The organism is Enterobacter sp. MGH 16, from assembly GCF_000493175.1.
Taxonomy (GTDB): domain Bacteria; phylum Pseudomonadota; class Gammaproteobacteria; order Enterobacterales; family Enterobacteriaceae; genus Enterobacter; species Enterobacter roggenkampii.
The window spans coordinates 3,846,588-3,870,562 of record NZ_KI535695.1 but is presented as its reverse complement, the minus strand read 5'-3'; the positions used below and the strand labels follow the sequence as shown (position 1 = coordinate 3,870,562).

Genomic DNA, 23,975 nt, shown 5'->3' with positions numbered 1-23,975 from the left:
AATGAAAACCGCTTACATCGCAAAACAACGCCAGATCAGTTTCGTAAAATCCCATTTTTCCCGCCAGCTTGAAGAGAAGCTTGGGCTGATTGAAGTCCAGGCCCCGATCCTCAGCCGCGTGGGTGACGGGACGCAGGATAACCTCTCTGGATGCGAAAAAGCGGTACAGGTAAAAGTGAAAACGCTGCCAGACGCCCAGTTCGAAGTGGTTCATTCACTGGCGAAGTGGAAGCGTCAGACCCTGGGACAACATGACTTCAGCGCGGGCGAAGGGCTCTACACGCACATGAAAGCCCTTCGCCCCGATGAAGACCGCCTGTCTCCCATTCATTCCGTTTACGTTGACCAGTGGGACTGGGAGCGCGTGATGGGCGATGGTGAGCGCCACGTTGGCACGCTGAAGTCTACCGTTGAGGCGATCTACGCCGGGATCAAAGCGACCGAAGCGGCCGTAAGCAAAGCGTTTGGTCTGGCACCGTTCCTGCCGGAAACGATCCACTTTGTACACAGCCAGGAATTGCTGACCCGTTTCCCGGATCTGGATGCCAAAGGCCGCGAGCGGGCGATCGCCAAAGAGCTCGGGGCGGTGTTCCTGATTGGGATCGGCGGCAAACTGTCTGATGGCAAACGCCACGACGTTCGTGCGCCGGATTATGATGACTGGAGCACCACCGGTGAGGGCGAATTTGCCGGGCTGAACGGCGATATTCTGGTGTGGAACCCGGTGCTGGAAGACGCATTCGAGCTTTCTTCTATGGGGATCCGCGTGGATGCTGAGGCGCTGAAGCGCCAGCTGGCGGTGACCGGCGATGAAGATCGTCTCAAACTGGAGTGGCACCAGGCGCTGCTGCGTGGGGAAATGCCGCAGACGATTGGCGGCGGTATCGGCCAGTCCCGTCTGACCATGCTGCTGCTTCAGCTGCCCCATATTGGTCAGGTGCAGTGTGGCGTCTGGCCGCAGCAGGTACGTGAAAGCGTCGGTTCTCTTCTGTAATTAACGCTGCCAGCGTCTGAGCAGGCGGCTACGCAACCCGGTATCAAAGCGCCAGATATGATCGAAGATGCGCATGATGCCGGGTTTTCCATGGGCGGACATCGCCACCGCATGAAAACGGTGCTGATGCACACGCTGTAATTCCTTCACTTTATTGACCACGTCATCCGGCAGCCGCTGGGCAATAAAATCGGATATCACTACCGCGTCAGCGTCATAGCAGTCGCCGCCCTGCATCCGCTCTACGATGCTGCGAAAACAGCTGGCCAGATCGGTTCCGCCGCGAAAGCGCTGGCTCAGGAAGCGGATTGCCTGCTCGATCCCCTGCTGGTTCGTCAGCTCATAGCCCACGACTTCGCTGGAGAATAGCATGATGAAGCAGCGGCGGCGATCGGCGAGCGCCACGCGCATCAGCGCCAGACAGAACGCCTTTGCACACTGCTCGTTAAACCCGCCCATGGAGCCGGACGTATCCACGCAGACAATAAATGGCCCGCGCGGCTGTTCGTCAAAATCTTGATGAATGACCGGCCGCTGGCTGATTTTCTCGCGCCAGGCTTCGCCGTGCAGCCGGTAGGTGAGGAGCTGTTTTTCCACCAGCCGACGGTAAAACTCATACTCCAGCTCGGTCATCCCGAGCGTGCTCAGCTCCGTGGGCAGCAGGCGCAGAATATCATCGCTCTGCTGGAGCCCGTCGACCTGCTCTGGAACGGTGGCCGGCTCACGCACCAGGGTGCGGAAGGTTTCCATCGGGGCGTCCTTCTTTGGAACCGACTTTGCCTCCCTTGAACGTCCCAGCTGTTCTGCAAGCTTCATCAGCTCGGGCTGCTGCGCCAGAAAATCGCCGTACTTGACGATCAGCTGATAGTCCCCGCGCCGAAGCTGGCCCGCGCTCATGTCCCAGAGACGCCCTGCCGCGTTCTCATTTTCCACCAGCACCTGCTCAAGCTGGCCGCTTAAGGTCATGCGTTCCTGAACTTCACTGAGCAGCTGTTCGCGCTCTTCATCCAGCAACTGCTGGTTTAGCGTGGTGGCCTGCACCACCAGGCTGAGACGCCAGCGCTGTAAGAAGAGGGTGTGCAGTGCGGGAGTGAACGTGGCGTTATCCGTGACCAACCCACGGGCCTGGCTGGCAAACGGGGAGTGGACCTTGTCGAGCAACGTCAGGGTTTGCGGAAGCTGGACGATAAACTGCGACGTGGAAAGTCGCTGGCACTGCTGATAGCAGGCCACTTCTTCCGTTAACTCAGGGGGGACTTCGGTCTCTTTAAACCGTTGACGCAGGTTATCCCGCCAGCGCGGAAGATCGTCGGTCATCGCCTTTTTGAGCTTCGGAAATTTTTCAAAGAAGGCCGCCAGCTGCGGTGAAGCCAGAAGGGTGATCACCACTTCTTCGATCAACCCTTCCTCGCTGACGGCCAGCATGACGTTAAGCGTATCCAGGGTTAGCATTGACGCGCCTGTTTGATCTGCGCGCTGACGTCCTGCAGGCTGGCTTCGATGCGGCCTAACCAGTCGCTATGGATAAAGAGGCATTTTTGCTGCTCGCTAAAGCGGGTGTGCTGCTGGTGCCATTCGGTGTCCAGCGCGTCCAACTGCTGCTTAATCTCTTCAGGGACGCTCTCAGAGGCGGTTCCCGGAAGCGCAAGACGCGAGCCCTGCAGGCTGACGTCGCGGATCACCAGGTGCTGGCTGCTGTCTACTTCCATATTCAGCGGCTGCGCAAAACCGATGCCGTTGAGCTTTCCACGGATCTCTCCACCCTTATCCAGCCACTGCGCCAGCGTCTCGCGCTCAATCGTCACGTGCACCACCTGCATATCATGCAGCTTGAGCGGCTGCTGAAGCAGCAGGGTCAGCGTCGGGCTGGTGAGTTCAGGGGGTAATTCATAGTGCGGTTTGCGGGCGAACATCCCCCCCAGGCGATTCACTTTCAGCGCGGTTTTATCACTTTGCTGCTGCTGAAGCTGGATGCGCCGCTGGGCAATCGCCCCCAGTTGGTTGAGCATCGCCTGCTGTCCCCAGGCGTGTCCGGTCATCAAAACGTCGAGCTGCTGCTGCATCAGATTCATGCCTTCCGCGTCGTGCCAGAGGCAGTCTTTCAGCAGGATCAGATCGATGGGCGCAACGGCATCGCGACCGCTGAACAGGGCGCTGGCCTGCAGCAGGCGGATCGCTTTTTTCCAGCGGCGATCGGAGACATAGGGGGCAGAGGGCAGTAAATCAAGCTGCTGGCGCAGCATGAAGATCAGCTCGAAGACGGAATCAGGCAGCTTAATTTTACCGATCTCTTCCTGCCACTGGTAATACTCCTCGTCTGATACCTGCAATGACGCTGCTACCGGATTCTCGTTCTCATCCTGCTGGCTGACCAGCATGGAACGGAAGTTGGACTTATCCTGCACTTTGTCCAGCCACAGGCGGATCAGCATACGGTCATATAGCGCTTCCAGGCTGCTGTCGGCTTCAGGCAGTTCGTTTGAGGCGGCCACCAGCAGGCGCATCGGGATTTTCTCTTCACTGGCGCCGTTGCGGAACCGACGTTCGTTTATCGCCGTGAGCAGGGTGTTCAGAATGGCCGGGCCGGCTTTCCAGATCTCATCAAGGAAGACAATTTCTGCCTCAGGCAGATACCCCGTCGTCAGGCGCTCGTAGCGTCCTTCATCTTTCAGCGCCTGAATGGAAAGGGGGCCAAACACCTCTTCCGGGGTGGAAAAGCGGGTCATCAGGTATTCAAACGCGCGGGCGTTCTGAAAAGCAAACTTAAGCCTGCGGGCAATCAGGCTTTTGGCGATGCCCGGCGGCCCAAGCAGAAACACGCTTTCACCGCTCAATGCTGCCAGTAAACAGAGGCGAATGGCGTGGCTACGCTCGAAAAGGCCTTTCTCCAGCGCGCTGCTGAGGCGGGAAATTCTTTCTGCTAATAAATGTGAGTGAGCCATAATAGTTTTGCATCCTTTCGCCGTCGTGGCGGCCAATTGAAGCGAGTATAGACGTTTCAGTCAGAGCTGGTAATAGGCTGAAGTGCGGCGCAATTTTCTTTGCGCTACATTAATGCGGTTGCATTTAGGGGTACGATTTTGCAATGAATCGTGCATACTGTGCGCTTTTTGTGGGCCAAGGGACCAGGAACACATTTGTTATTCAAACGAAAAGACTAGTCTATGAGCACTGATAATAAGCAATCATTACCCGCAATTACGCTTGCGGCGATCGGGGTTGTCTACGGTGATATCGGCACCAGCCCGCTTTATACGCTTCGTGAATGTTTGTCCGGCCAGTTTGGCTTTGGTGTTGAGCGCGATGCCGTGTTTGGCTTCCTGTCCCTCATCTTCTGGCTGCTGATTCTGGTCGTTTCCGTTAAGTATCTCTCCTTCGTTATGCGCGCTGATAACGCGGGCGAAGGCGGTATCCTGACCCTGATGTCCCTTGCAGGGCGCAACACCTCCGCCAGAATGACCTCCGTGCTGGTGATTATCGGCCTGATTGGCGGCAGCTTCTTCTATGGAGAGGTGGTTATCACGCCCGCGATTTCGGTCCTCTCGGCGATAGAGGGGCTGGAGATCATCGCGCCACAGCTTGATACGTGGGTGGTCCCGCTGGCGATAATCGTGTTGACGCTGCTGTTTGTGATCCAGAAGCACGGTACCGGGCTGGTGGGAAAACTGTTTGCGCCGATTATGCTGGCCTGGTTCCTGATCCTGGCGGCGCTCGGTTTACGCAGCATTATCGCGAACCCGGAAGTGCTGCATGCGCTGAACCCATACTGGGCCGTGCATTTCTTCCTCGAATACAAAGTAGTTTCCTTCGTGGCGCTGGGGGCGGTCGTGCTCTCCATCACCGGTGTGGAAGCGCTGTATGCGGATATGGGTCACTTCGGAAAGCTGCCTATCCGCGTGGCCTGGTTTTTGGTTGTGCTGCCGTCGCTGGTGCTCAACTACTTCGGCCAGGGCGCGCTGTTGCTCAAAAATCCGGAAGCGATCAAGAACCCGTTCTTCCTGCTGGCACCTGACTGGGCGCTGGTGCCGATGCTGATCCTGGCGACGCTGGCGACCGTCATTGCCTCTCAGGCGGTGATTTCCGGCGTGTTTTCTCTGACGCGCCAGGCCGTGCGTCTGGGGTATCTCTCACCGATGCGCATCATTCATACCTCAGAGATGGAGTCGGGCCAGATCTACATCCCGTTCGTTAACTGGCTGCTCTACTTCGCTGTTGTGATTGTGATTGTCAGCTTCGAGCACTCCAGCAACCTGGCGGCGGCGTACGGTATTGCGGTAACCGGCACCATGGTGCTGACATCGCTTCTCTCCACCACGGTGGCATACCGTAACTGGCACTGGAATAAGTTCCTCGTGGCGATGATTCTGGTGGGCTTCCTGTGCATTGACGTGCCGCTGTTCTCCGCGAACCTCGACAAAATTGTCTCCGGCGGCTGGCTTCCGCTGACGCTGGGTCTGGTGATGTTCATCGTCATGACCACATGGAAAAGCGAGCGCTTCCGCCTGCTGCGCCGTATGCATGAGCACGGGAATTCTCTGGAGGCGATGATTGCTTCTCTGGAGAAATCTCCGCCGGTCCGCGTGCCGGGCACCGCGGTGTACATGTCTCGCGCCCTGAACGTGATCCCGTTCGCGCTGATGCATAACCTCAAGCACAACAAAGTGCTGCACGAGCGCGTGATCCTGCTGACGCTGCGTACCGAAGATGCGCCTTACGTTCACAACGTACGCCGCGTGCAGATTGAGCAGCTCTCCCCGACCTTCTGGCGCGTGGTGGCAAGCTACGGCTGGCGCGAAACGCCGAACGTGGAAGAAGTGTTCCACCGCTGCGGTCTGGAAGGCTTAAGCTGCCGGATGATGGAGACGTCGTTCTTTATGTCCCACGAGTCGCTGATCATCGGCAAGCGCCCATGGTATTTGCGCCTGCGCGGCAAGCTGTACCTGATCCTGCAGCGTAACGCCCTGCGCGCGCCTGACCAGTTTGAGATCCCGCCTAACCGCGTGATAGAGCTGGGTACGCAGGTCGAGATTTAAGTCCTTTCGAAAATGCCGGGTGGCGCTGCGCTTACCCGGCCTACCAAACCCGTAGGCCCGTGCAAGCGAAGCGCCGCCGGGCAATATCTCCCATCAATATTTCACTTAGCGAAACGTTTCGACGTCGATCACAAATCTGTTACGTCATGGTGGTTTTCTGAACATTTCTGAGGCTACACTTCATTTAGCGAAACGTTTCGCTAGTGGAGCAAAAAAATGAAGAAAGGCACTGTACTCAACTCAGAAATCTCGTCGGTGATTTCCCGTCTTGGGCATACCGATACGCTGGTGGTTTGCGATGCAGGCTTACCGGTTCCGCGCAGCACAACCCGTATCGATATGGCGTTAACGCAGGGTGTACCTTCGTTTATGCAGGTACTGGACGTGGTGACCGCGGAGATGCAGGTTGAGACGGCCATTCTCGCGGCGGAAATCAAACAACATAATCCGCAGCTCCACGAAACGTTGCTCAGCCATCTTGAGCAGCTGCAACAACACCAGGGAAACACCATCGAAATTCGTTACACAACGCACGAACAATTCAAACAACAAACCGCAGACAGTCAGGCGGTGATTCGCAGCGGGGAGTGTTCCCCGTATGCGAATATCATTCTCTGTGCTGGCGTCACCTTCTGAGGCCATCATGGACGCATTACTGCAACTCAAAGGGATCGATAAGTCGTTCCCGGGCGTAAAAGCCCTCTCCGGCGCGGCGCTGAACGTCTACCCCGGGCGCGTAATGGCGCTGGTGGGCGAAAACGGCGCCGGCAAATCCACCATGATGAAAGTGCTGACCGGTATCTATCAACGCGATGCCGGTTCGCTCCTCTGGCTGGGTAAAGAGACCACCTTTAACGGCCCGAAATCTTCTCAGGAAGCGGGTATCGGCATTATTCACCAGGAGCTGAACCTGATCCCGCAGCTCACCATTGCGGAGAACATCTTCCTCGGCCGTGAGTTCGTGAACCGCTTCGGCAAGATCGACTGGAAAACCATGTATGCCGAAGCCGACAAGCTGCTGGCGAAACTGAACCTGCGCTTTAAGAGCGACCGTCTGGTCGGCGATCTCTCCATCGGCGATCAGCAGATGGTGGAAATCGCGAAGGTGCTGAGCTTCGAGTCGAAAGTCATCATCATGGATGAACCGACAGACGCCCTGACCGATACCGAAACCGAATCCCTGTTCCGCGTTATCCGCGAGCTGAAATCGCAGGGGCGCGGGATTGTCTATATTTCTCACCGCATGAAAGAGATCTTTGAAATCTGCGATGACGTCACCGTCTTCCGCGACGGGCAGTTTATTGCCGAGCGACAAGTGGCCACGCTGACGGAAGATACGCTCATCGAAATGATGGTGGGACGCAAGCTTGAAGATCAGTATCCGCATCTGGATAAAGCGCCGGGTGAGATCCGCCTGAAGGTGGATAACCTCTGCGGCCCGGGTGTGAACGACGTGACCTTTACCCTGCGCCAGGGCGAGATCCTGGGCGTGGCGGGCCTTATGGGCGCGGGACGTACCGAGCTGATGAAAGTGTTGTACGGCGCACTGCCGCGCACCAGCGGTTATGTCACCCTCGACGGCCATGAAGTGGTCACCCGCTCCCCGCAGGATGGTCTGGCGAACGGCATCGTCTATATCTCCGAAGACCGCAAACGCGACGGCTTAGTGCTGGGCATGTCGGTAAAAGAGAACATGTCCCTGACCGCGCTGCGCTATTTCAGCCACAGCGGCGGCAGCCTGAAGCATAAAGACGAGCAGCAGGCGGTCAGCGATTTTATCCGTCTCTTTAATGTTAAAACGCCGTCGATGGAGCAGGCGATTGGCCTGTTGTCCGGCGGGAATCAGCAGAAAGTGGCAATTGCTCGCGGGCTGATGACGCGCCCGAAAGTGTTGATCCTCGACGAGCCAACCCGCGGCGTAGACGTGGGGGCGAAGAAAGAGATCTATCAGCTGATTAACCAGTTTAAGGCCGACGGTCTGAGCATCATTCTGGTCTCTTCCGAGATGCCAGAAGTATTGGGCATGAGCGATCGCATTATCGTCATGCATGAAGGGCATCTCGGCGGTGAATTCACTCGCGAGCAGGCCACCCAGGAAGTTCTGATGGCTGCCGCTGTGGGCAAGCTTAATCGCGTGAATCAGGAGTAAGAAGATGACTACCCAGGCTGTTTCTGGTCGCCGCTATTTCACAAAGGCGTGGCTGATGGAACAAAAATCGCTCATTGCCCTGCTGGTGCTGATCGCGATTGTGTCGACCATGAGCCCGAATTTCTTCACCGTAAATAACCTGTTCAACATTCTGCAGCAGACGTCGGTGAACGCCATTATGGCGGTCGGCATGACGCTGGTGATTTTGACCTCAGGGATCGATCTGTCCGTCGGTTCCCTGCTGGCCCTCACCGGCGCGATCGCCGCTTCGCTGGTCGGGATTGAAGTCAACGCGCTGGTGGCCGTGGCCGCGGCCCTGGCGGCAGGCGCGGCGATTGGTGCCGTCACCGGCGTGATTGTGGCAAAAGGCCGCGTTCAGGCGTTCATCGCGACGCTGGTGATGATGCTGCTGCTGCGCGGTGTGACCATGGTGTATACCAACGGCAGCCCGGTCAATACCGGCTTCACCGATAACGCCGATCTGTTTGGCTGGTTCGGTATCGGTCGCCCGCTGGGTGTCCCGACCCCGGTCTGGATCATGGCTATCGTCTTCCTGGCGGCGTGGTACATGCTGCACCATACCCGTCTGGGCCGTTATATCTATGCGCTGGGCGGTAACGAAGCGGCAACGCGTCTGTCCGGTATCAGCGTGAATAAAGTCAAAATTATCGTTTACTCCCTGTGCGGTCTGCTGGCGTCACTGGCGGGCATCATCGAAGTGGCGCGCCTCTCTTCCGCGCAGCCGACGGCGGGTACGGGGTATGAGCTGGATGCTATTGCAGCAGTGGTTCTGGGCGGTACGAGTCTGGCGGGCGGTAAAGGTCGCATTGTTGGGACATTGATCGGCGCACTGATTCTCGGTTTCCTGAATAATGGTTTGAATTTGTTAGGTGTTTCCTCCTATTACCAGATGATCGTTAAGGCAGTGGTGATTTTGCTGGCGGTACTGGTAGACAACAAAAAACAGTAACTGACGACACTACAGGACATCTTAGATATGAACATGAAAAAACTGGCTACCCTGGTTTCTGCTGTCGCGCTGAGCGCAACCGTAAGTGCTAACGCTATGGCGAAAGATACCATCGCGCTGGTTGTCTCTACCCTGAACAACCCGTTCTTCGTCTCCCTGAAGGACGGTGCGCAGAAAGAAGCGGATAAACTGGGCTACAACCTGGTGGTACTGGATTCACAGAACAACCCGGCGAAAGAGCTGGCTAACGTTCAGGACTTAACCGTTCGTGGTACCAAAATTCTGCTGATCAACCCAACCGATTCCGATGCCGTAGGCAACGCCGTGAAGATGGCAAACCAGGCGAAGATCCCGGTGATCACTCTGGACCGTCAGGCAACGAAAGGCGACGTGGTGAGCCATATCGCATCTGACAACGTGCTGGGCGGCAAAATTGCGGGTGACTATATCGCGAAGAAAGCCGGCGAAGGCGCTAAAGTCATCGAACTGCAGGGGATTGCCGGTACGTCTGCCGCCCGCAAGCGTGGCGAAGGCTTCCAGCAGGCGGTTGCAGCGCACAAATTCAACGTGCTGGCTAGCCAGCCGGCAGACTTCGACCGTACTAAAGGTCTGAACGTCATGCAGAACCTGCTGACCGCACATCCTGACGTGCAGGCGGTCTTCGCGCAGAACGACGAAATGGCGCTGGGTGCGCTGCGCGCTCTGCAGACTGCAGGTAAATCTGATGTGATGGTTGTCGGATTTGACGGCACGCCGGATGGTGAAAAAGCAGTAAACGATGGCAAACTGGCTGCGACCATCGCTCAGCTGCCTGAGCAGATTGGCGCGACTGGCGTTGAAACTGCCGACAAAGTGCTGAAGGGCGAAAAAGTTCAGGCTAAATACCCTGTTGACCTGAAGCTGGTTATCAAGCAGTAAAAGGCGAATCAGGCCGTCACTGGCGGCCTGAGGGACACCAATAAAGAAAAGTGTGGCATACGCCACCGGGTAACACCGGTGGCGCTCTCAGATGGACAACCCAACCATGAAAACCGCAGGCAACCTCGTCGTCCTTGGCAGTATCAATGCCGATCACATTCTTAACCTTGAATCGTTCCCTGCACCGGGAGAAACCGTCACGGGTAACCAGTATCAGGTCGCATTCGGCGGTAAAGGGGCAAACCAGGCCGTCGCTGCCGGTCGCAGCGGGGCGAATATTGCGTTTATCGCCTGCACGGGTGATGACGATACCGGCGAGCGCGTACGCAAGCAGCTGGCGAGCGACAACATCGATATCGCACCGGTCAGCGTTGTTGCAGGGGAATCTACCGGCGTGGCGCTGATTTTCGTCAACGCAGAAGGTGAGAATGTCATCGGTATTCATGCTGGCGCTAACGCAGCGCTGACGACGGAGCGCGTTGAAGCGCAACGTGCAATCATTGGCGGCGCCGAGGCCCTGCTGATGCAGCTGGAGTCGCCGGTTGAAAGCGTGCTGGCCGCGGCCAAAATTGCGCATGAAAATCATACCACTGTCGTACTTAACCCGGCCCCAGCCCGTGTATTATCAGACGAGCTGCTGGCGCTGGTGGATATCATCACGCCGAACGAAACCGAAGCCGAAAAGCTGACGGGCATTCGCGTAGAAAACGATGACGATGCCGCGAGAGCCGCGCGTGCGCTGCACGACAAAGGCATCGGAACCGTGATCATCACCCTGGGCAGCCGTGGGGTATGGGCAAGCGTAAACGGTGAAGGCCGTCGCGTGCCGGGCTTTAAGGTGAAGGCGATTGATACCATCGCAGCGGGAGACACCTTCAATGGTGCGCTGGTGACCGCGCTGCTGGAAGGCAAGAAAATGGATGATGCGATCCGCTTCGCGCATGCCGCTGCCGCGATTGCGGTGACGCGCAAGGGCGCTCAGCCTTCCGTTCCGTGGCGTAAAGAGATCGATGAATTCTTAAGTCAGCAGGGGTAACGCTTGGCCACAATGAAAGATGTCGCCCGCCTGGCGGGTGTTTCTACCTCGACGGTTTCTCACGTCATTAATAACGATCGCTTCGTCAGCGAGGCGATTCGGGAAAAAGTCGAAGCGGCAGTAAAAGATCTCAACTATGCGCCGTCTGCACTGGCGCGCAGCCTTAAGCTCAACCAGACGCGTACGATCGGTATGCTGATCACCGCCAGTACCAACCCCTTTTATTCTGAGCTGGTTCGCGGCGTGGAGCGCAGCTGCTTCGAGCGTGGCTACAGCCTGGTGCTGTGCAATACCGAAGGGGACGAGCAGCGCATGAACCGTAACCTGGAAACGCTGATGCAAAAACGCGTCGACGGGCTACTGCTGCTGTGTACCGAAACGCACCAGCCGTCGAAAGAGATTATCCAGCGCTATCCCTCCATTCCCACGGTGATGATGGACTGGGCGCCGTTCGACGGCACCAGCGACCTCATTCAGGATAATTCTCTGCTGGGGGGTGATATGGCCACCCAGTATCTGATCGATAAAGGCTATACCCGCATTGCCTGTATTACCGGCCCGCTGGACAAAACCCCGGCGCGTTTGCGTCTGGAAGGATATCTCGCCGCGATGGCGCGGGCGGGACTTTCCGTGCCGGAAGGGTATCGTATTACCGGTGATTTTGAGTTTCACGGTGGTTTTGAAGCGATGCAGACGCTGCTGGCGCAACCGCAGCGTCCGCAGGCGGTGTTTATCGGCAACGACGCCATGGCGTTTGGTGCCTATCAGGCGTTATATCAGGCCGGTTTGCGCGTTCCCCATGATATGGCGGTAATCGGCTACGATGATATCGAGCTGGCCAGCTATATGACGCCGCCGCTCACCACCATTCATCAGCCAAAAGATGAACTGGGCGAGCTGGCCATCGATGTGTTGATCCACCGAATGGCTCAGCCCACGCTGCAGCAGCAGCGCCTACAGCTTACTCCTGTTCTGATGGAACGCGGTTCGGTTTAGCTTTCTCTTTGTGACGCTCTTTAATCAGGTTTCGGCCGTCTTTCGGTTTTAACAGCATAAAGACCAGCGCTGAAACGACGGTGAGTGCGCCCATGGTGATAAAGGTATAGTGGAACTGCTCGACGGTGTTCGCGCTGTCGAAACCTTCATAAAACCGCAGTACCGCCGCACTCACGGCAACCCCTAAACTGATCGACAGCTGCTGGGTGACTGCCAGCACGCTGTTGCCGCTACTGGCGTTCTCGTCGGTCAGATCCGCAAGGGTGATGGTGTTCATCGATGTGAACTGCGTCGACATCGCCATGCCCAGCACAAACAGCGGCAGGATCAGCATCCAGACGGGAAGCGAGGCGGACTGCAGCGAGAACTGCGCAATCATCAGACCGATAAAGACCGTCACGCCAACCAGCGTTTTGCGATAGCCAAACCAGCGTAGCACCTGCGTCACGGTCGATTTTGCCAGAATCGATCCCATCGCCGTGGGCGCCATCATGCAGCCGGCAATCAGTGCCGGATAGCCGAAACCAACCTGCAGCATCAGCGGCATCAGGAACGGTACGCAGCCCGTCCCCAGACGCGAGGCAATGTTTCCCGCGATCCCGACGGAAAACGTTCGGGTGTTGAAGAGCCCAAGAGAGATTAACGGCGTCGGATGGCGGCGCGCGTGACGTATATAAAGAAGGAAAAGCAGAATCCCGGCGAGGATAACGGAGAGCGCCATCCACGTGGCGACGATCTTCTCGCCAAACAGCTCCATCCCGCTGGAGAAGAGCACCAGGCTCAGGCCAAACAGGAAGAAGCCGCCCATATCGAAGCTGCGCCTTGGCGTGGTGAAGTTCGGCATATATTTGCGGGCATACAGCAGCCCCGCAACGCCAATCGGAATATTAATCAGGAAGATCCAGTGCCAGCTTGCCCAGGTGACAAACACGCCACCGAGTACCGGGCCAAGTATCGGGCCGACCAGTCCCGGCATGGTGACGAAGTTAAGCACGGGAAGCAGTTCGCTTCGCGGGTAGGCTCGCAGCAGGGCAAGACGCGCCACGGGCATCATCATCGCACCGCCAATGCCCTGTAATACGCGGAAGATAACCAGCTCCGTTAAGGACGAGGAGAGCGCACAGGCCAGCGAACCGAGCGTAAAGAGCGTTACGGCCAGCATGAAAACTCTGCGGGTGCCGAAGCGGTCGGCCAGCCAGCCGCTAACAGGGATCAGCATCGCGACCGTCAGGGTATAGCTGATGATGGCGGACTGCATCGCCAGCGGGGAACGGTTGAGGCTTTGCGCAATAGCGGGAAGCGCGGTGTTGAGGATGGTGGCATCCAGTGCCTGCATAAAAAACGCCATGGCTGCAATCCACGGCAATCCGGCCATGCTGCGCGCTTTTTTCTTTGTCATTTATTTACCTGCTGGTGGGTTGGCGCAGCCAGCAATGCCTGGCACGCACTCAGGGCTCGCTGCCCGTCGCTTTCCTGAATGGCATCCACTATCGCCTGGTGCCATTCCAGTTTTACCACGTCGTCTTGTGTAATAGAGGTAAAGTAAGTGTGGTACACCGAATGGAATAAAGAGGCAAAAGAGGTGAGGAACGGATTGGCGCTCATCATATAGATATGTTCATGCCAGGCCATATCGACCTCAACCCAGCGTTCGCGGTTGAAGTGTTTTTTCAGGAACACCATCTCTTCCATCAACGCATTAAGCTGCGCTTTCTGCTCAGCCGTTCCAAGCGTGGCAGCAAGCAGACATGCCTGAGGCTCAAGGCTACTGCGCATTACCAGAAAGTGATCGATCACCTGATGAAAGTTGTCTTCCGTCATCCACCAGGAGAGCAGCTCCTGATCGAGAAAATTCCAGTTACTTTGTGGCATCACGCGTGTGCCAATACGAGGGCGCGGAAGCACCATACCTTTTGCCGTCAGGGTTTTCACCGCTTCGCGCACGGCGGTACGACTCACCCCAAACTGCTCACCCAGCTCCATTTCACCCGGCAGGATGCTTCCCGGGGCATATTTACCCGCTAAAATCCGCTGAGCCAGCTTTTCGGCCAGCACATAAGACAGGTTTTTTTGGGCGGCCAGCTGTTGCGCGCTTAATGGCATCGCTTTTATTCCTTAAAGATTCATGCTGATAATTATGCCACCGCGAATGTGATTGTGGTTGCAGATACATCAAATAGAACAATTTGTAGCTTGATTTCACCTCTGTTGGTGAAAAAAAACGCGGATGGAAACTTTTTTTTAATTTCCTCTTGTCACATCAGAATAACTCCCTATAATGCGCCTCCACTGACACGGAACAACGGCACACACGCCGCCGGGTCAGCAGAGAATAGCGAAAATAAACGCTTGACTCTGAAGCGGGAAAGCGTAATATGCACACCCCGCGCCGCAGCGAAAACGAAGCGGCACTGCTCTTTAACAATTTATCAGACAATCTGTGTGGGCACTCAAAGTGACATGGATTCTTAACGTCCTCGGACGAAAAATGAATACCAAGTCTCTGAGTGAACATACGTAATTCATTACGAAGTTTAATTCACGAGCATCAAACTTAAATTGAAGAGTTTGATCATGGCTCAGATTGAACGCTGGCGGCAGGCCTAACACATGCAAGTCGAGCGGTAACACAGGGAGCTTGCTCCTGGGTGACGAGCGGCGGACGGGTGAGTAATGTCTGGGAAACTGCCTGATGGAGGGGGATAACTACTGGAAACGGTAGCTAATACCGCATAACGTCGCAAGACCAAAGAGGGGGACCTTCGGGCCTCTTGCCATCAGATGTGCCCAGATGGGATTAGCTAGTAGGTGGGGTAACGGCTCACCTAGGCGACGATCCCTAGCTGGTCTGAGAGGATGACCAGCCACACTGGAACTGAGACACGGTCCAGACTCCTACGGGAGGCAGCAGTGGGGAATATTGCACAATGGGCGCAAGCCTGATGCAGCCATGCCGCGTGTATGAAGAAGGCCTTCGGGTTGTAAAGTACTTTCAGCGGGGAGGAAGGCGTTGAGGTTAATAACCTCAGCGATTGACGTTACCCGCAGAAGAAGCACCGGCTAACTCCGTGCCAGCAGCCGCGGTAATACGGAGGGTGCAAGCGTTAATCGGAATTACTGGGCGTAAAGCGCACGCAGGCGGTCTGTCAAGTCGGATGTGAAATCCCCGGGCTCAACCTGGGAACTGCATTCGAAACTGGCAGGCTAGAGTCTTGTAGAGGGGGGTAGAATTCCAGGTGTAGCGGTGAAATGCGTAGAGATCTGGAGGAATACCGGTGGCGAAGGCGGCCCCCTGGACAAAGACTGACGCTCAGGTGCGAAAGCGTGGGGAGCAAACAGGATTAGATACCCTGGTAGTCCACGCCGTAAACGATGTCGACTTGGAGGTTGTGCCCTTGAGGCGTGGCTTCCGGAGCTAACGCGTTAAGTCGACCGCCTGGGGAGTACGGCCGCAAGGTTAAAACTCAAATGAATTGACGGGGGCCCGCACAAGCGGTGGAGCATGTGGTTTAATTCGATGCAACGCGAAGAACCTTACCTACTCTTGACATCCAGAGAACTTTCCAGAGATGGATTGGTGCCTTCGGGAACTCTGAGACAGGTGCTGCATGGCTGTCGTCAGCTCGTGTTGTGAAATGTTGGGTTAAGTCCCGCAACGAGCGCAACCCTTATCCTTTGTTGCCAGCGGTCCGGCCGGGAACTCAAAGGAGACTGCCAGTGATAAACTGGAGGAAGGTGGGGATGACGTCAAGTCATCATGGCCCTTACGAGTAGGGCTACACACGTGCTACAATGGCGCATACAAAGAGAAGCGACCTCGCGAGAGCAAGCGGACCTCATAAAGTGCGTCGTAGTCCGGATTGGAGTCTGCAACTCGACTCCATGAAGTCGGAATCGCTAGTAATCGTAGATCAGAATGCTACGGTGAATACGTTCCCGGGCCTTGTACACACCGCCCGTCACACCATGGGAGTGGGTTGCAAAAGAAGTAGGTAGCTTAACCTTCGGGAGGGCGCTTACCACTTTGTGATTCATGACTGGGGTGAAGTCGTAACAAGGTAACCGTAGGGGAACCTGCGGTTGGATCACCTCCTTACCTTAAAGAACCTGCCTTTGCAGTGCTCACACAGATTGTCTGATGAAAAGTAAATAGCAAGGCGTCTTGCGATTGAGACTTCAGTGTCCCCTTCGTCTAGAGGCCCAGGACACCGCCCTTTCACGGCGGTAACAGGGGTTCGAATCCCCTAGGGGACGCCACTTGCTGGTTCGTGAGTGAAAGTCACCTGCCGTCATATCTCAAAACTGACTTGCGAGTCACGTTTGAGATATTTGCTCTTTAAAAATCTGGATCAAGCTGAAAATTGAAACGACACATCTTAATGGTGTGTTCGAGTCTCTCAAATTTTCGCAATCATGAAGTGAAACATCTTCGGGTTGTGAGGTTAAGCGACTAAGCGTACACGGTGGATGCCCTGGCAGTCAGAGGCGATGAAGGACGTGCTAATCTGCGAAAAGCGCCGGCGAGGTGATATGAACCTTTGACCCGGCGATGTCCGAATGGGGAAACCCAGTGTGATTCGTCACACTATCGTTAACTGAATACATAGGTTAACGAGGCGAACCGGGGGAACTGAAACATCTAAGTACCCCGAGGAAAAGAAATCAACCGAGATTCCCCCAGTAGCGGCGAGCGAACGGGGAGCAGCCCAGAGTCTGAATCAGCTTGTGTGTTAGTGGAAGCGTCTGGAAAGTCGCACGGTACAGGGTGACAGTCCCGTACACGAAAGCACACAGGTTGTGAACTCGAAGAGTAGGGCGGGACACGTGGTATCCTGTCTGAATATGGGGGGACCATCCTCCAAGGCTAAATACTCCTGACTGACCGATAGTGAACCAGTACCGTGAGGGAAAGGCGAAAAGAACCCCGGCGAGGGGAGTGAAATAGAACCTGAAACCGTGTACGTACAAGCAGTGGGAGCACCTTCGTGGTGTGACTGCGTACCTTTTGTATAATGGGTCAGCGACTTATATTCTGTAGCAAGGTTAACCGTATAGGGGAGCCGAAGGGAAACCGAGTCTTAACTGGGCGTTAAGTTGCAGGGTATAGACCCGAAACCCGGTGATCTAGCCATGGGCAGGTTGAAGGTTGGGTAACACTAACTGGAGGACCGAACCGACTAATGTTGAAAAATTAGCGGATGACTTGTGGCTGGGGGTGAAAGGCCAATCAAACCGGGAGATAGCTGGTTCTCCCCGAAAGCTATTTAGGTAGCGCCTCGTGAACTCATCTTCGGGGGTAGAGCACTGTTTCGGCTAGGGGGCCATCCCGGCTTACCAACCCGATGCAAACTACGAATACCGAAGAATGTTATCACGGGAGACACACGGCGGGTGCTAACGTCCGTCGTGAAGAGGGAAACAACCCAGACCGCCAGCTAAGGTCCCAAAGTCATGGTTAAGTGGGAAACGATGTGGGAAGGCACAGACAGCCAGGATGTTGGCTTAGAAGCAGCCATCATTTAAAGAAAGCGTAATAGCTCACTGGTCGAGTCGGCCTGCGCGGAAGATGTAACGGGGCTAAACCATGCACCGAAGCTGCGGCAGCGACACTATGTGTTGTTGGGTAGGGGAGCGTTCTGTAAGCCGTTGAAGGTGGCCTGTGAGGGTTGCTGGAGGTATCAGAAGTGCGAATGCTGACATAAGTAACGATAAAGCGGGTGAAAAGCCCGCTCGCCGGAAGACCAAGGGTTCCTGTCCAACGTTAATCGGGGCAGGGTGAGTCGACCCCTAAGGCGAGGCCGAAAGGCGTAGTCGATGGGAAACAGGTTAATATTCCTGTACTTGGTGTTACTGCGAAGGGGGGACGGAGAAGGCTATGTTAGCCGGGCGACGGTTGTCCCGGTTTAAGCATGTAGGCGGAGGTTCCAGGTAAATCCGGTACCTTATTAACGCTGAGGTGTGATGACGAGGCACTACGGTGCTGAAGTAACAAATGCCCTGCTTCCAGGAAAAGCCTCTAAGCATCAGGTAACATCAAATCGTACCCCAAACCGACACAGGTGGTCAGGTAGAGAATACCAAGGCGCTTGAGAGAACTCGGGTGAAGGAACTAGGCAAAATGGTGCCGTAACTTCGGGAGAAGGCACGCTGATATGTAGGTGAAGCCCCTGCGGGTGGAGCTGAAATCAGTCGAAGATACCAGCTGGCTGCAACTGTTTATTAAAAACACAGCACTGTGCAAACACGAAAGTGGACGTATACGGTGTGACGCCTGCCCGGTGCCGGAAGGTTAATTGATGGGGTTAGCGGCAACGCGAAGCTCTTGATCGAAGCCCCGGTAAACGGCGGCCGTAACTATAACGGTCCTAAGGTAGCGAAATTCCTTGTCGGGTAAGTTCCGACCTGCACGAATGGCGTAATGATGGCCAGGCTGTCTCCACCCGAGACTCAGTGAAATTGAACTCGCTGTGAAGATGCAGTGTACCCGCGGCAAGACGGAAAGACCCCGTGAACCTTTACTATAGCTTGACACTGAACACTGGTCCTTGATGTGTAGGATAGGTGGGAGGCTTTGAAGTGTGGACGCCAGTCTGCATGGAGCCGTCCTTGAAATACCACCCTTTAATGGCTGGTGTTCTAACGTAGACCCGTGATCCGGGTTGCGGACAGTGTCTGGTGGGTAGTTTGACTGGGGCGGTCTCCTCCCAAAGAGTAACGGAGGAGCACGAAGGTTAGCTAATCCTGGTCGGACATCAGGAGGTTAGTGCAATGGCATAAGCTAGCTTGACTGCGAGAGTGACGGCTCGAGCAGGTGCGAAAGCAGGTCATAGTGATCCGGTGGTTCTGAATGGAAGGGCCATCGCTCAACGGATAAAAGGTACTCCGGGGATAACAGGCTGATACCGCCCAAGAGTTCATATCGACGGCGGTGTTTGGCACCTCGATGTCGGCTCATCACATCCTGGGGCTGAAGTAGGTCCCAAGGGTATGGCTGTTCGCCATTTAAAGTGGTACGCGAGCTGGGTTTAGAACGTCGTGAGACAGTTCGGTCCCTATCTGCCGTGGGCGCTGGAGAATTGAGGGGGGCTGCTCCTAGTACGAGAGGACCGGAGTGGACGCATCACTGGTGTTCGGGTTGTCATGCCAATGGCACTGCCCGGTAGCTAAATGCGGAAAAGATAAGTGCTGAAAGCATCTAAGCACGAAACTTGCCCCGAGATGAGTTCTCCCTGAGACTTTAAGTCTCCTGAAGGAACGTTGAAGACGACGACGTTGATAGGTCGGGTGTGTAAGCGCAGCGATGCGTTGAGCTAACCGATACTAATGAACCGTGAGGCTTAACCTTACAACGCCGAAGGTGTTTTGGCGACGAGACAGATTTTCAGCCTGATACAGATTAACAGAATTTGCCTGGCGGCTTTAGCGCGGTGGTCCCACCTGACCCCATGCCGAACTCAGAAGTGAAACGCCGTAGCGCCGATGGTAGTGTGGGGTCTCCCCATGTGAGAGTAGGGAACTGCCAGGCATCAAACAAGTGAAGAGGCCATCCGGAAGGATGGCCTTTTTGCGTTTATGCGCCAAAAAACGGTAGCCCGGGCAAGTCAGACCGCACTCCACGCCACAATAAACTGCGCAATCCCGTCCACATCATTTAAATCCAGCACCGGAACCTCAAGTTCCACTGCCACATCGCTGGCCACCGCAATCACATGCTCATCCAGCGTTAACTCGCTCAAATCATGCCCGGCATCGCTTCTGAAAAGTAGGATCTTAGGCACGGCCTCATGCTTAAACCCCTCAACCAGCACCAGATCCAGCGTGGAGTGATCCATCCGGCTAACCAGATAAGCGAGATTCAGCGGCGCCCCATCCGGCGTTTCTGTCATTAACGCCCAGCGCTGAGGACTTGCTACCATCGTTTGTGCTGCTCCGGCCTTACGCAGCTCATAGCTGTCTTTTCCGGGCGTATCAATGTCCATGTTGTGATGACTATGCTTAATCAAACCAGGGCGAAGCCCTCTGGCACAAAGCGCAGGAATGAGCTTTTTCAACAGCGTGGTTTTCCCGGTCCCACTCCAGGCGGAAATGGCTACAACAGGTATCATCTTTTCTCCTGCATCATCTGCAAATCTTCACTCGTATTTACGTTCACAAACGCTGATTTCACATCGCTAAAATCAACGGAATGGCCGCCAGACTCACGCATAAAGACCATCACTCTGCGCTCTCCCGCGGCCAGGTAGGCCTGCAGAGCAGGCGCTAGCGATCGATGCATCAACGCGATAGCAGGATGGTCACGCTCGCCGTCATGCACCCAAACCACAGGAGCCGTACCACGAAGCAGGAACAGACGCTCGACAAGACAGGACGGAATAAACGGGGTATCGCAGGGGCAGAAGATGAACCACTCTCCGTGCGACTGTTGCATGACTGAAAGCATACCGGCAAGCGGCCCCGGGTAATTCTCAAGGCTATCCTGATAAACGGCGTACCCGCTTTGCCGGTAAGTGTCGATATGCCGGTTAGCGCTGATGGCCATTGCCGTCACCTGGCCGGCGAGCGTATCGGCGACATGCTGCCACAAGGGTTTTCCATTAAGAAGCTGAAGCCCCTTATCTTTACCGCCCATTCGCGTTGCTCTGCCGCCTGCCAGAACGACCCCGATGATTTCCTGGCTAACATTCACGAATATCGCCTCTTTTATTGTGGGATTGACCCTGCTAACGTGTCACTCTAAATGAAAGGAGCACCACCATGAAATGTAAACGTCTGAATGAAGTTATTGAACTCCTCCAGCCCGCCTGGCAAAAAGAGCCAGAGCTCAATCTGATGCAATTTTTACAGAAACTGGCAAAAGAGTCAGGTTTTGACGGCGATCTGGCAGACCTTTCTGACGACATCCTGATCTACCACCTTAAAATGCGCGACTCTGCCAAAGATGCTGTTATTCCTGGTATTCAGAAAGATTATGAGGAAGATTTTAAGACTGCATTGCTGCGCGCCCGAGGCGTAATTAAAGAGTAAAAGCTTGTAAGCGGCGGCACCGAAATCGCCACAAGATGATATCCTGAATCATTCGTATAATTTCCGGATGATCGGATGAACGACCAGGCTTTTACTTTCCAGACATTACACCCGGACACCATTATGGATGCCCTGTTTGAACAGGGTATTCGGGTGGATTCCGGGCTAACACCGTTAAACAGCTACGAAAACCGCGTCTATCAATTTCAGGACGAGGATCGTCAGCGCTATGTCGTAAAATTCTATCGTCCTGAACGCTGGTCCGCTGAACAAATTCAGGAAGAGCATCAGTTCGCTCACGATCTGCTGGATGACGATGTCCCCGTTGCCGCACCGCTAAAATTCAATAACCAAACGCTCCTTACGCACGAAGGGTATTACTATGCAGTACTCCCAAGTCTGGGTGGCCGTCAGTTTGAAGCGGATAATATCGATCAGATGGAGTGGGTTGCCCGCTATCTTGGGCGTATACACCAGACGGGACGCAAAAAAGCCTTTATTGCCCGCCCGACTATGGGGATTCAGGAATACCTTCTTGAACCGCGCACATTATTCGAAACGTCTGCAATGATCCCCGCAGCGCTAAAGGATGATTTCCTCAACGCCACCGATAAGCTTATTGCTGCAGTGAAAACCTGCTGGCGCGATGATATTTCCGTCCTGCGCCTGCATGGCGATTGTCACGCCGGGAATATTCTCTGGCGTGACGGCCCGCTGTTTGTCGATCTTGATGATGCGCGTATGGGACCAGCGGTTCAGGACCTGTGGATGTTGCTCAATGGCGACAAAGCCGAGCAGCGCATGCAGCTTGAAACCATTATTGAAGCTTATGAAGAATTTAGCCCGTTTAATTCAGACGAAATTGCCCTGATTGAGCCTTTACGTGCGATGCGTTTTGTTTATTATCTCGCATGGTTAATCAGGCGTTGGGACGATCCGGCATTTCCTCGTAATTTCCCGTGGCTTACCGGAGAGGATTACTGGCGTAGCCAGATATCTACATTTACTGAGCAGGTTAAGGTTCTTCAGGAGCCCCCTCTGCAATTAACGCCGATGTATTAATGGACACACCCAGGAGAGAGTTAATCATGAAAAAAATTTGGCTGGCGCTGGCAGGTATGATTCTGGCATTTAGCGCTTCTGCTGCACAGTTTACCGACGGCAAACAGTACATCACGCTGGAGAAGCCGGTCGCTGGCGAGCCACAGGTACTGGAGTTCTTCTCGTTCTATTGCCCACACTGTTACCAGTTCGAGCAGGTGCTGCATGTCTCTGACAACGTGAAGAAAAAGCTGCCGGAAGGCACCAAAATGACCAAGTACCACGTCGAGTTCCTGGGCCCATTGGGTAAAGACCTGACTCAGGCATGGGCGGTGGCGATGGCACTGGGCGTAGAAGATAAGATCACTTCGCCAATGTTTGAAGCCGTACAGAAAACCCAGACCGTTCAGACCACTGCGGATATCCGTAAAGTGTTCGTTGATGCCGGCGTGAAAGGTGAAGAGTACGATGCCGCATGGAACAGCTTCGTGGTGAAATCACTGGTTGCCCAGCAGGAAAAAGCGGCTGCTGACCTCCAGCTTCAGGGCGTTCCGGCGATGTTTGTTAACGGCAAATATCAGCTGAACATGCAGGGCATGGACACCAGCAGCATGGATATTTTCGTTCAGCAGTATGCAGATACCGTGAAATACCTGGTTGAGAAGAAGTAATTTCGCTGATGTAAAAACGCCGGTCACTGACCGGCGTTTTTGTATGAAGATTTTATCTTGTCTATCTGTTCGTCTTTCTCTTTCCAGAGCGTATTAAGCCACTGCTGGAAACGACGTTTGAAGTTCTTATCGTTTACGTAATCACCGTGCAGTTCAGCGTCAATCGGGACCAGGTCGACGTGCACGACAATACGCGTCAGTTTGCCGCTGAGCATATCGAAGAACGGCGTCTTATCGTTTTCCGGATAGCAGAGCGTGACGTTAAGAAGTTTATCGAACTGTGCTCCCAGCACGTTAAGCGCCATCGCAATCCCCGCTGCCTTTGGCGGCAATAAATGCTGATACGGAGAGCGCGTTTGCTGGCGCTTCTCTTCCGTAAACCGGGAGCCTTCAACAAAGTTCACGATGGTCGTCGGATGCGCACGAAACTTTTCACAGGAGCGGCGCGTGGTCTCCACATCCTTACCGCGACGTTCCGGATGACGAATCAAATAGCTGCGCGAATAGCGTTTCATAAACGGCATATCGAGCGCCCAGCAGGCCAGCCCGATAAAAGGCACCCAGGCGAGCTGCTGTTTCAGGAAATATTTGTTCATCGGGATGTGTTTGCGAAAAAGCACGCATAACACCACGATGTCCGCCCAGCTGTGGTGATTGCAGATCAGCAGGTACCAGTTCTTTTTGTTAAGGTTCTCCAGCCCTTTGACATCCCACTTCAGGTGCGGGTTAAGGCGCAACAGGATCGCCAGTCCTTCGCACCAGCAATACATCATGAAATTACAAAATGCGGACACGGCTCGCCACACCACGGATACAGGCAGCAGCAGTTTAATGATCCCGGCGAGAATGATCGGTACGGAACAGGCGATCGTCACCAGGATAGTTAAAATGATGCTTAGCAGTAATGTTATTGCAGCGAGCAATCTCGACATGATGAGCTTTTTCAGGTAGTTAGCTGTAAGTGAGCGACCGGCTAGTCGACGCTGGGCGCTGATTTTACCAGAAAACAGACAAATGAATGGCGCTTTCACAGGGTGATTTGGCGGCTTTTACCCCGGCGCAGAAGATTTCGCTGTCGTTCTGCGTAAATCAAGGCTTATATCCACATAGACTAAATTGCCATCAGTTGGCCATATAGAGGCG

Annotated in this window: 18 protein-coding genes, 1 tRNA gene and 3 rRNA genes; 15 read left to right on the top strand and 7 right to left on the bottom strand. The window is 54.9% G+C overall.

The window, feature by feature from the left end; all coding sequences use genetic code 11:
• Window position 1: 1 nt before the first annotated feature.
• Window positions 2-994, top strand: a complete 993-nt coding sequence (asnA, locus tag L362_RS04740; protein WP_023345140.1) for an aspartate--ammonia ligase — start codon at window positions 2-4, stop codon at window positions 992-994.
• On the opposite strand, the gene viaA is transcribed toward asnA, so the two are convergent.
• Both viaA and ravA read right to left on the bottom strand, forming a co-directional pair.
• On the bottom strand, window positions 995-2,446 hold the full coding sequence (gene viaA / locus L362_RS04745; RefSeq protein ID WP_023345139.1) for an ATPase RavA stimulator ViaA: 1,452 nt from the start codon (window positions 2,444-2,446) through the stop codon (window positions 995-997).
• Window positions 2,440-3,936 carry an ATPase RavA gene (gene ravA / locus L362_RS04750; RefSeq protein WP_023345138.1) on the bottom strand — a complete coding sequence of 499 codons (1,497 nt, stop codon included), beginning with the start codon at window positions 3,934-3,936 and terminating at the stop codon, window positions 2,440-2,442. The genes viaA and ravA overlap by 7 nt, the downstream gene beginning before the upstream one ends.
• Window positions 3,937-4,158: 222 nt before the next feature.
• On the opposite strand from ravA, the gene kup reads away from it, so the two are divergent.
• From kup to rbsR, 7 genes are all read left to right on the top strand, one after another.
• The gene (kup, locus tag L362_RS04755) at window positions 4,159-6,027 is read left to right on the top strand and encodes a low affinity potassium transporter Kup (RefSeq protein WP_021242659.1); all 1,869 of its coding nucleotides are present in this window, start codon (window positions 4,159-4,161) and stop codon (window positions 6,025-6,027) included.
• A gap of 216 nt (window positions 6,028-6,243) precedes the next feature.
• On the top strand, window positions 6,244-6,663 hold the full coding sequence (gene rbsD, locus L362_RS04760; RefSeq protein ID WP_023345137.1) for a D-ribose pyranase: 420 nt from the start codon (window positions 6,244-6,246) through the stop codon (window positions 6,661-6,663).
• A gap of 7 nt (window positions 6,664-6,670) precedes the next feature.
• Entirely contained in the window at window positions 6,671-8,176 is a 1,506-nt protein-coding gene (gene rbsA / locus L362_RS04765) for a ribose ABC transporter ATP-binding protein RbsA (RefSeq protein WP_023345136.1), read from the top strand.
• A gap of 4 nt (window positions 8,177-8,180) precedes the next feature.
• On the top strand, window positions 8,181-9,146 hold the full coding sequence (gene rbsC, locus L362_RS04770; RefSeq protein WP_014881872.1) for a ribose ABC transporter permease: 966 nt from the start codon (window positions 8,181-8,183) through the stop codon (window positions 9,144-9,146).
• Between the two features lie 27 nt (window positions 9,147-9,173).
• A complete protein-coding gene (rbsB, locus tag L362_RS04775) occupies window positions 9,174-10,064 on the top strand; it encodes a ribose ABC transporter substrate-binding protein RbsB (RefSeq protein WP_023345135.1) in 891 nt (296 codons plus the stop codon).
• A 106-nt stretch (window positions 10,065-10,170) separates the two neighbouring features.
• Window positions 10,171-11,100: a ribokinase gene (gene rbsK / locus L362_RS04780; RefSeq protein WP_023293678.1), complete on the top strand. Its 930-nt coding sequence runs from the start codon at window positions 10,171-10,173 to the stop codon at window positions 11,098-11,100.
• Window positions 11,101-11,103: 3 nt separating this feature from the next.
• Window positions 11,104-12,096, top strand: coding sequence for a ribose operon transcriptional repressor RbsR (rbsR, locus tag L362_RS04785; RefSeq protein ID WP_021242654.1), 993 nt, complete (start codon window positions 11,104-11,106; stop codon window positions 12,094-12,096).
• Here the strand turns inward: rbsR and mdtD are convergent.
• The gene (gene mdtD, locus L362_RS04790) at window positions 12,062-13,495 is read right to left on the bottom strand and encodes a multidrug transporter subunit MdtD (RefSeq protein ID WP_021242653.1); all 1,434 of its coding nucleotides are present in this window, start codon (window positions 13,493-13,495) and stop codon (window positions 12,062-12,064) included. The two genes, rbsR and mdtD, sit on opposite strands and share 35 nt — an antisense overlap.
• Complete coding sequence (locus L362_RS04795; protein WP_021242652.1) at window positions 13,492-14,199, bottom strand: FadR/GntR family transcriptional regulator; 708 nt, start codon at window positions 14,197-14,199, stop codon at window positions 13,492-13,494. Before L362_RS04795 ends, mdtD begins: the two co-directional genes overlap by 4 nt.
• A 453-nt stretch (window positions 14,200-14,652) precedes the next feature.
• Here L362_RS04795 and L362_RS04800 point away from each other — a divergent pair.
• From L362_RS04800 to rrf, 4 genes are all read left to right on the top strand, one after another.
• Window positions 14,653-16,192, top strand: a 16S ribosomal RNA gene (locus tag L362_RS04800).
• Window positions 16,193-16,277: 85 nt separating this feature from the next.
• A tRNA-Glu gene (locus L362_RS04805) sits at window positions 16,278-16,353 on the top strand.
• 183 nt (window positions 16,354-16,536) lie between these two features.
• Window positions 16,537-19,441, top strand: a 23S ribosomal RNA gene (locus tag L362_RS04810).
• 64 nt (window positions 19,442-19,505) lie between these two features.
• A 5S ribosomal RNA gene (gene rrf, locus L362_RS04815) occupies window positions 19,506-19,621 on the top strand.
• Together the 16S, 23S and 5S rRNA genes with 1 tRNA gene alongside form the textbook arrangement of a ribosomal RNA operon.
• 76 nt (window positions 19,622-19,697) lie before the next feature.
• On the opposite strand, the gene mobB is transcribed toward rrf, so the two are convergent.
• On the bottom strand, window positions 19,698-20,201 hold the full coding sequence (gene mobB, locus L362_RS04820) for a molybdopterin-guanine dinucleotide biosynthesis protein MobB (protein WP_023345134.1): 504 nt from the start codon (window positions 20,199-20,201) through the stop codon (window positions 19,698-19,700).
• Complete coding sequence (gene mobA, locus L362_RS04825; protein ID WP_023293674.1) at window positions 20,198-20,782, bottom strand: molybdenum cofactor guanylyltransferase MobA; 585 nt, start codon at window positions 20,780-20,782, stop codon at window positions 20,198-20,200. The genes mobB and mobA overlap by 4 nt, the downstream gene beginning before the upstream one ends.
• Window positions 20,783-20,850: 68 nt before the next feature.
• On the opposite strand from mobA, the gene L362_RS04830 reads away from it, so the two are divergent.
• The 3 genes from L362_RS04830 (at window position 20,851) to dsbA (ending at window position 22,832) form a co-directional block, all read left to right on the top strand.
• Window positions 20,851-21,120, top strand: coding sequence for a YihD family protein (locus tag L362_RS04830; RefSeq protein WP_008501866.1), 270 nt, complete (start codon window positions 20,851-20,853; stop codon window positions 21,118-21,120).
• 75 nt (window positions 21,121-21,195) lie between these two features.
• On the top strand, window positions 21,196-22,182 hold the full coding sequence (locus L362_RS04835; protein ID WP_023345133.1) for a serine/threonine protein kinase: 987 nt from the start codon (window positions 21,196-21,198) through the stop codon (window positions 22,180-22,182).
• A gap of 26 nt (window positions 22,183-22,208) precedes the next feature.
• Window positions 22,209-22,832, top strand: a complete 624-nt coding sequence (gene dsbA, locus L362_RS04840) for a thiol:disulfide interchange protein DsbA (RefSeq protein ID WP_008501864.1) — start codon at window positions 22,209-22,211, stop codon at window positions 22,830-22,832.
• A gap of 23 nt (window positions 22,833-22,855) precedes the next feature.
• Here dsbA and L362_RS04845 read toward each other — a convergent pair whose 3' ends face one another.
• Window positions 22,856-23,764, bottom strand: coding sequence for an acyltransferase (locus tag L362_RS04845; protein ID WP_021242775.1), 909 nt, complete (start codon window positions 23,762-23,764; stop codon window positions 22,856-22,858).
• Window positions 23,765-23,975 lie beyond the last annotated feature (211 nt).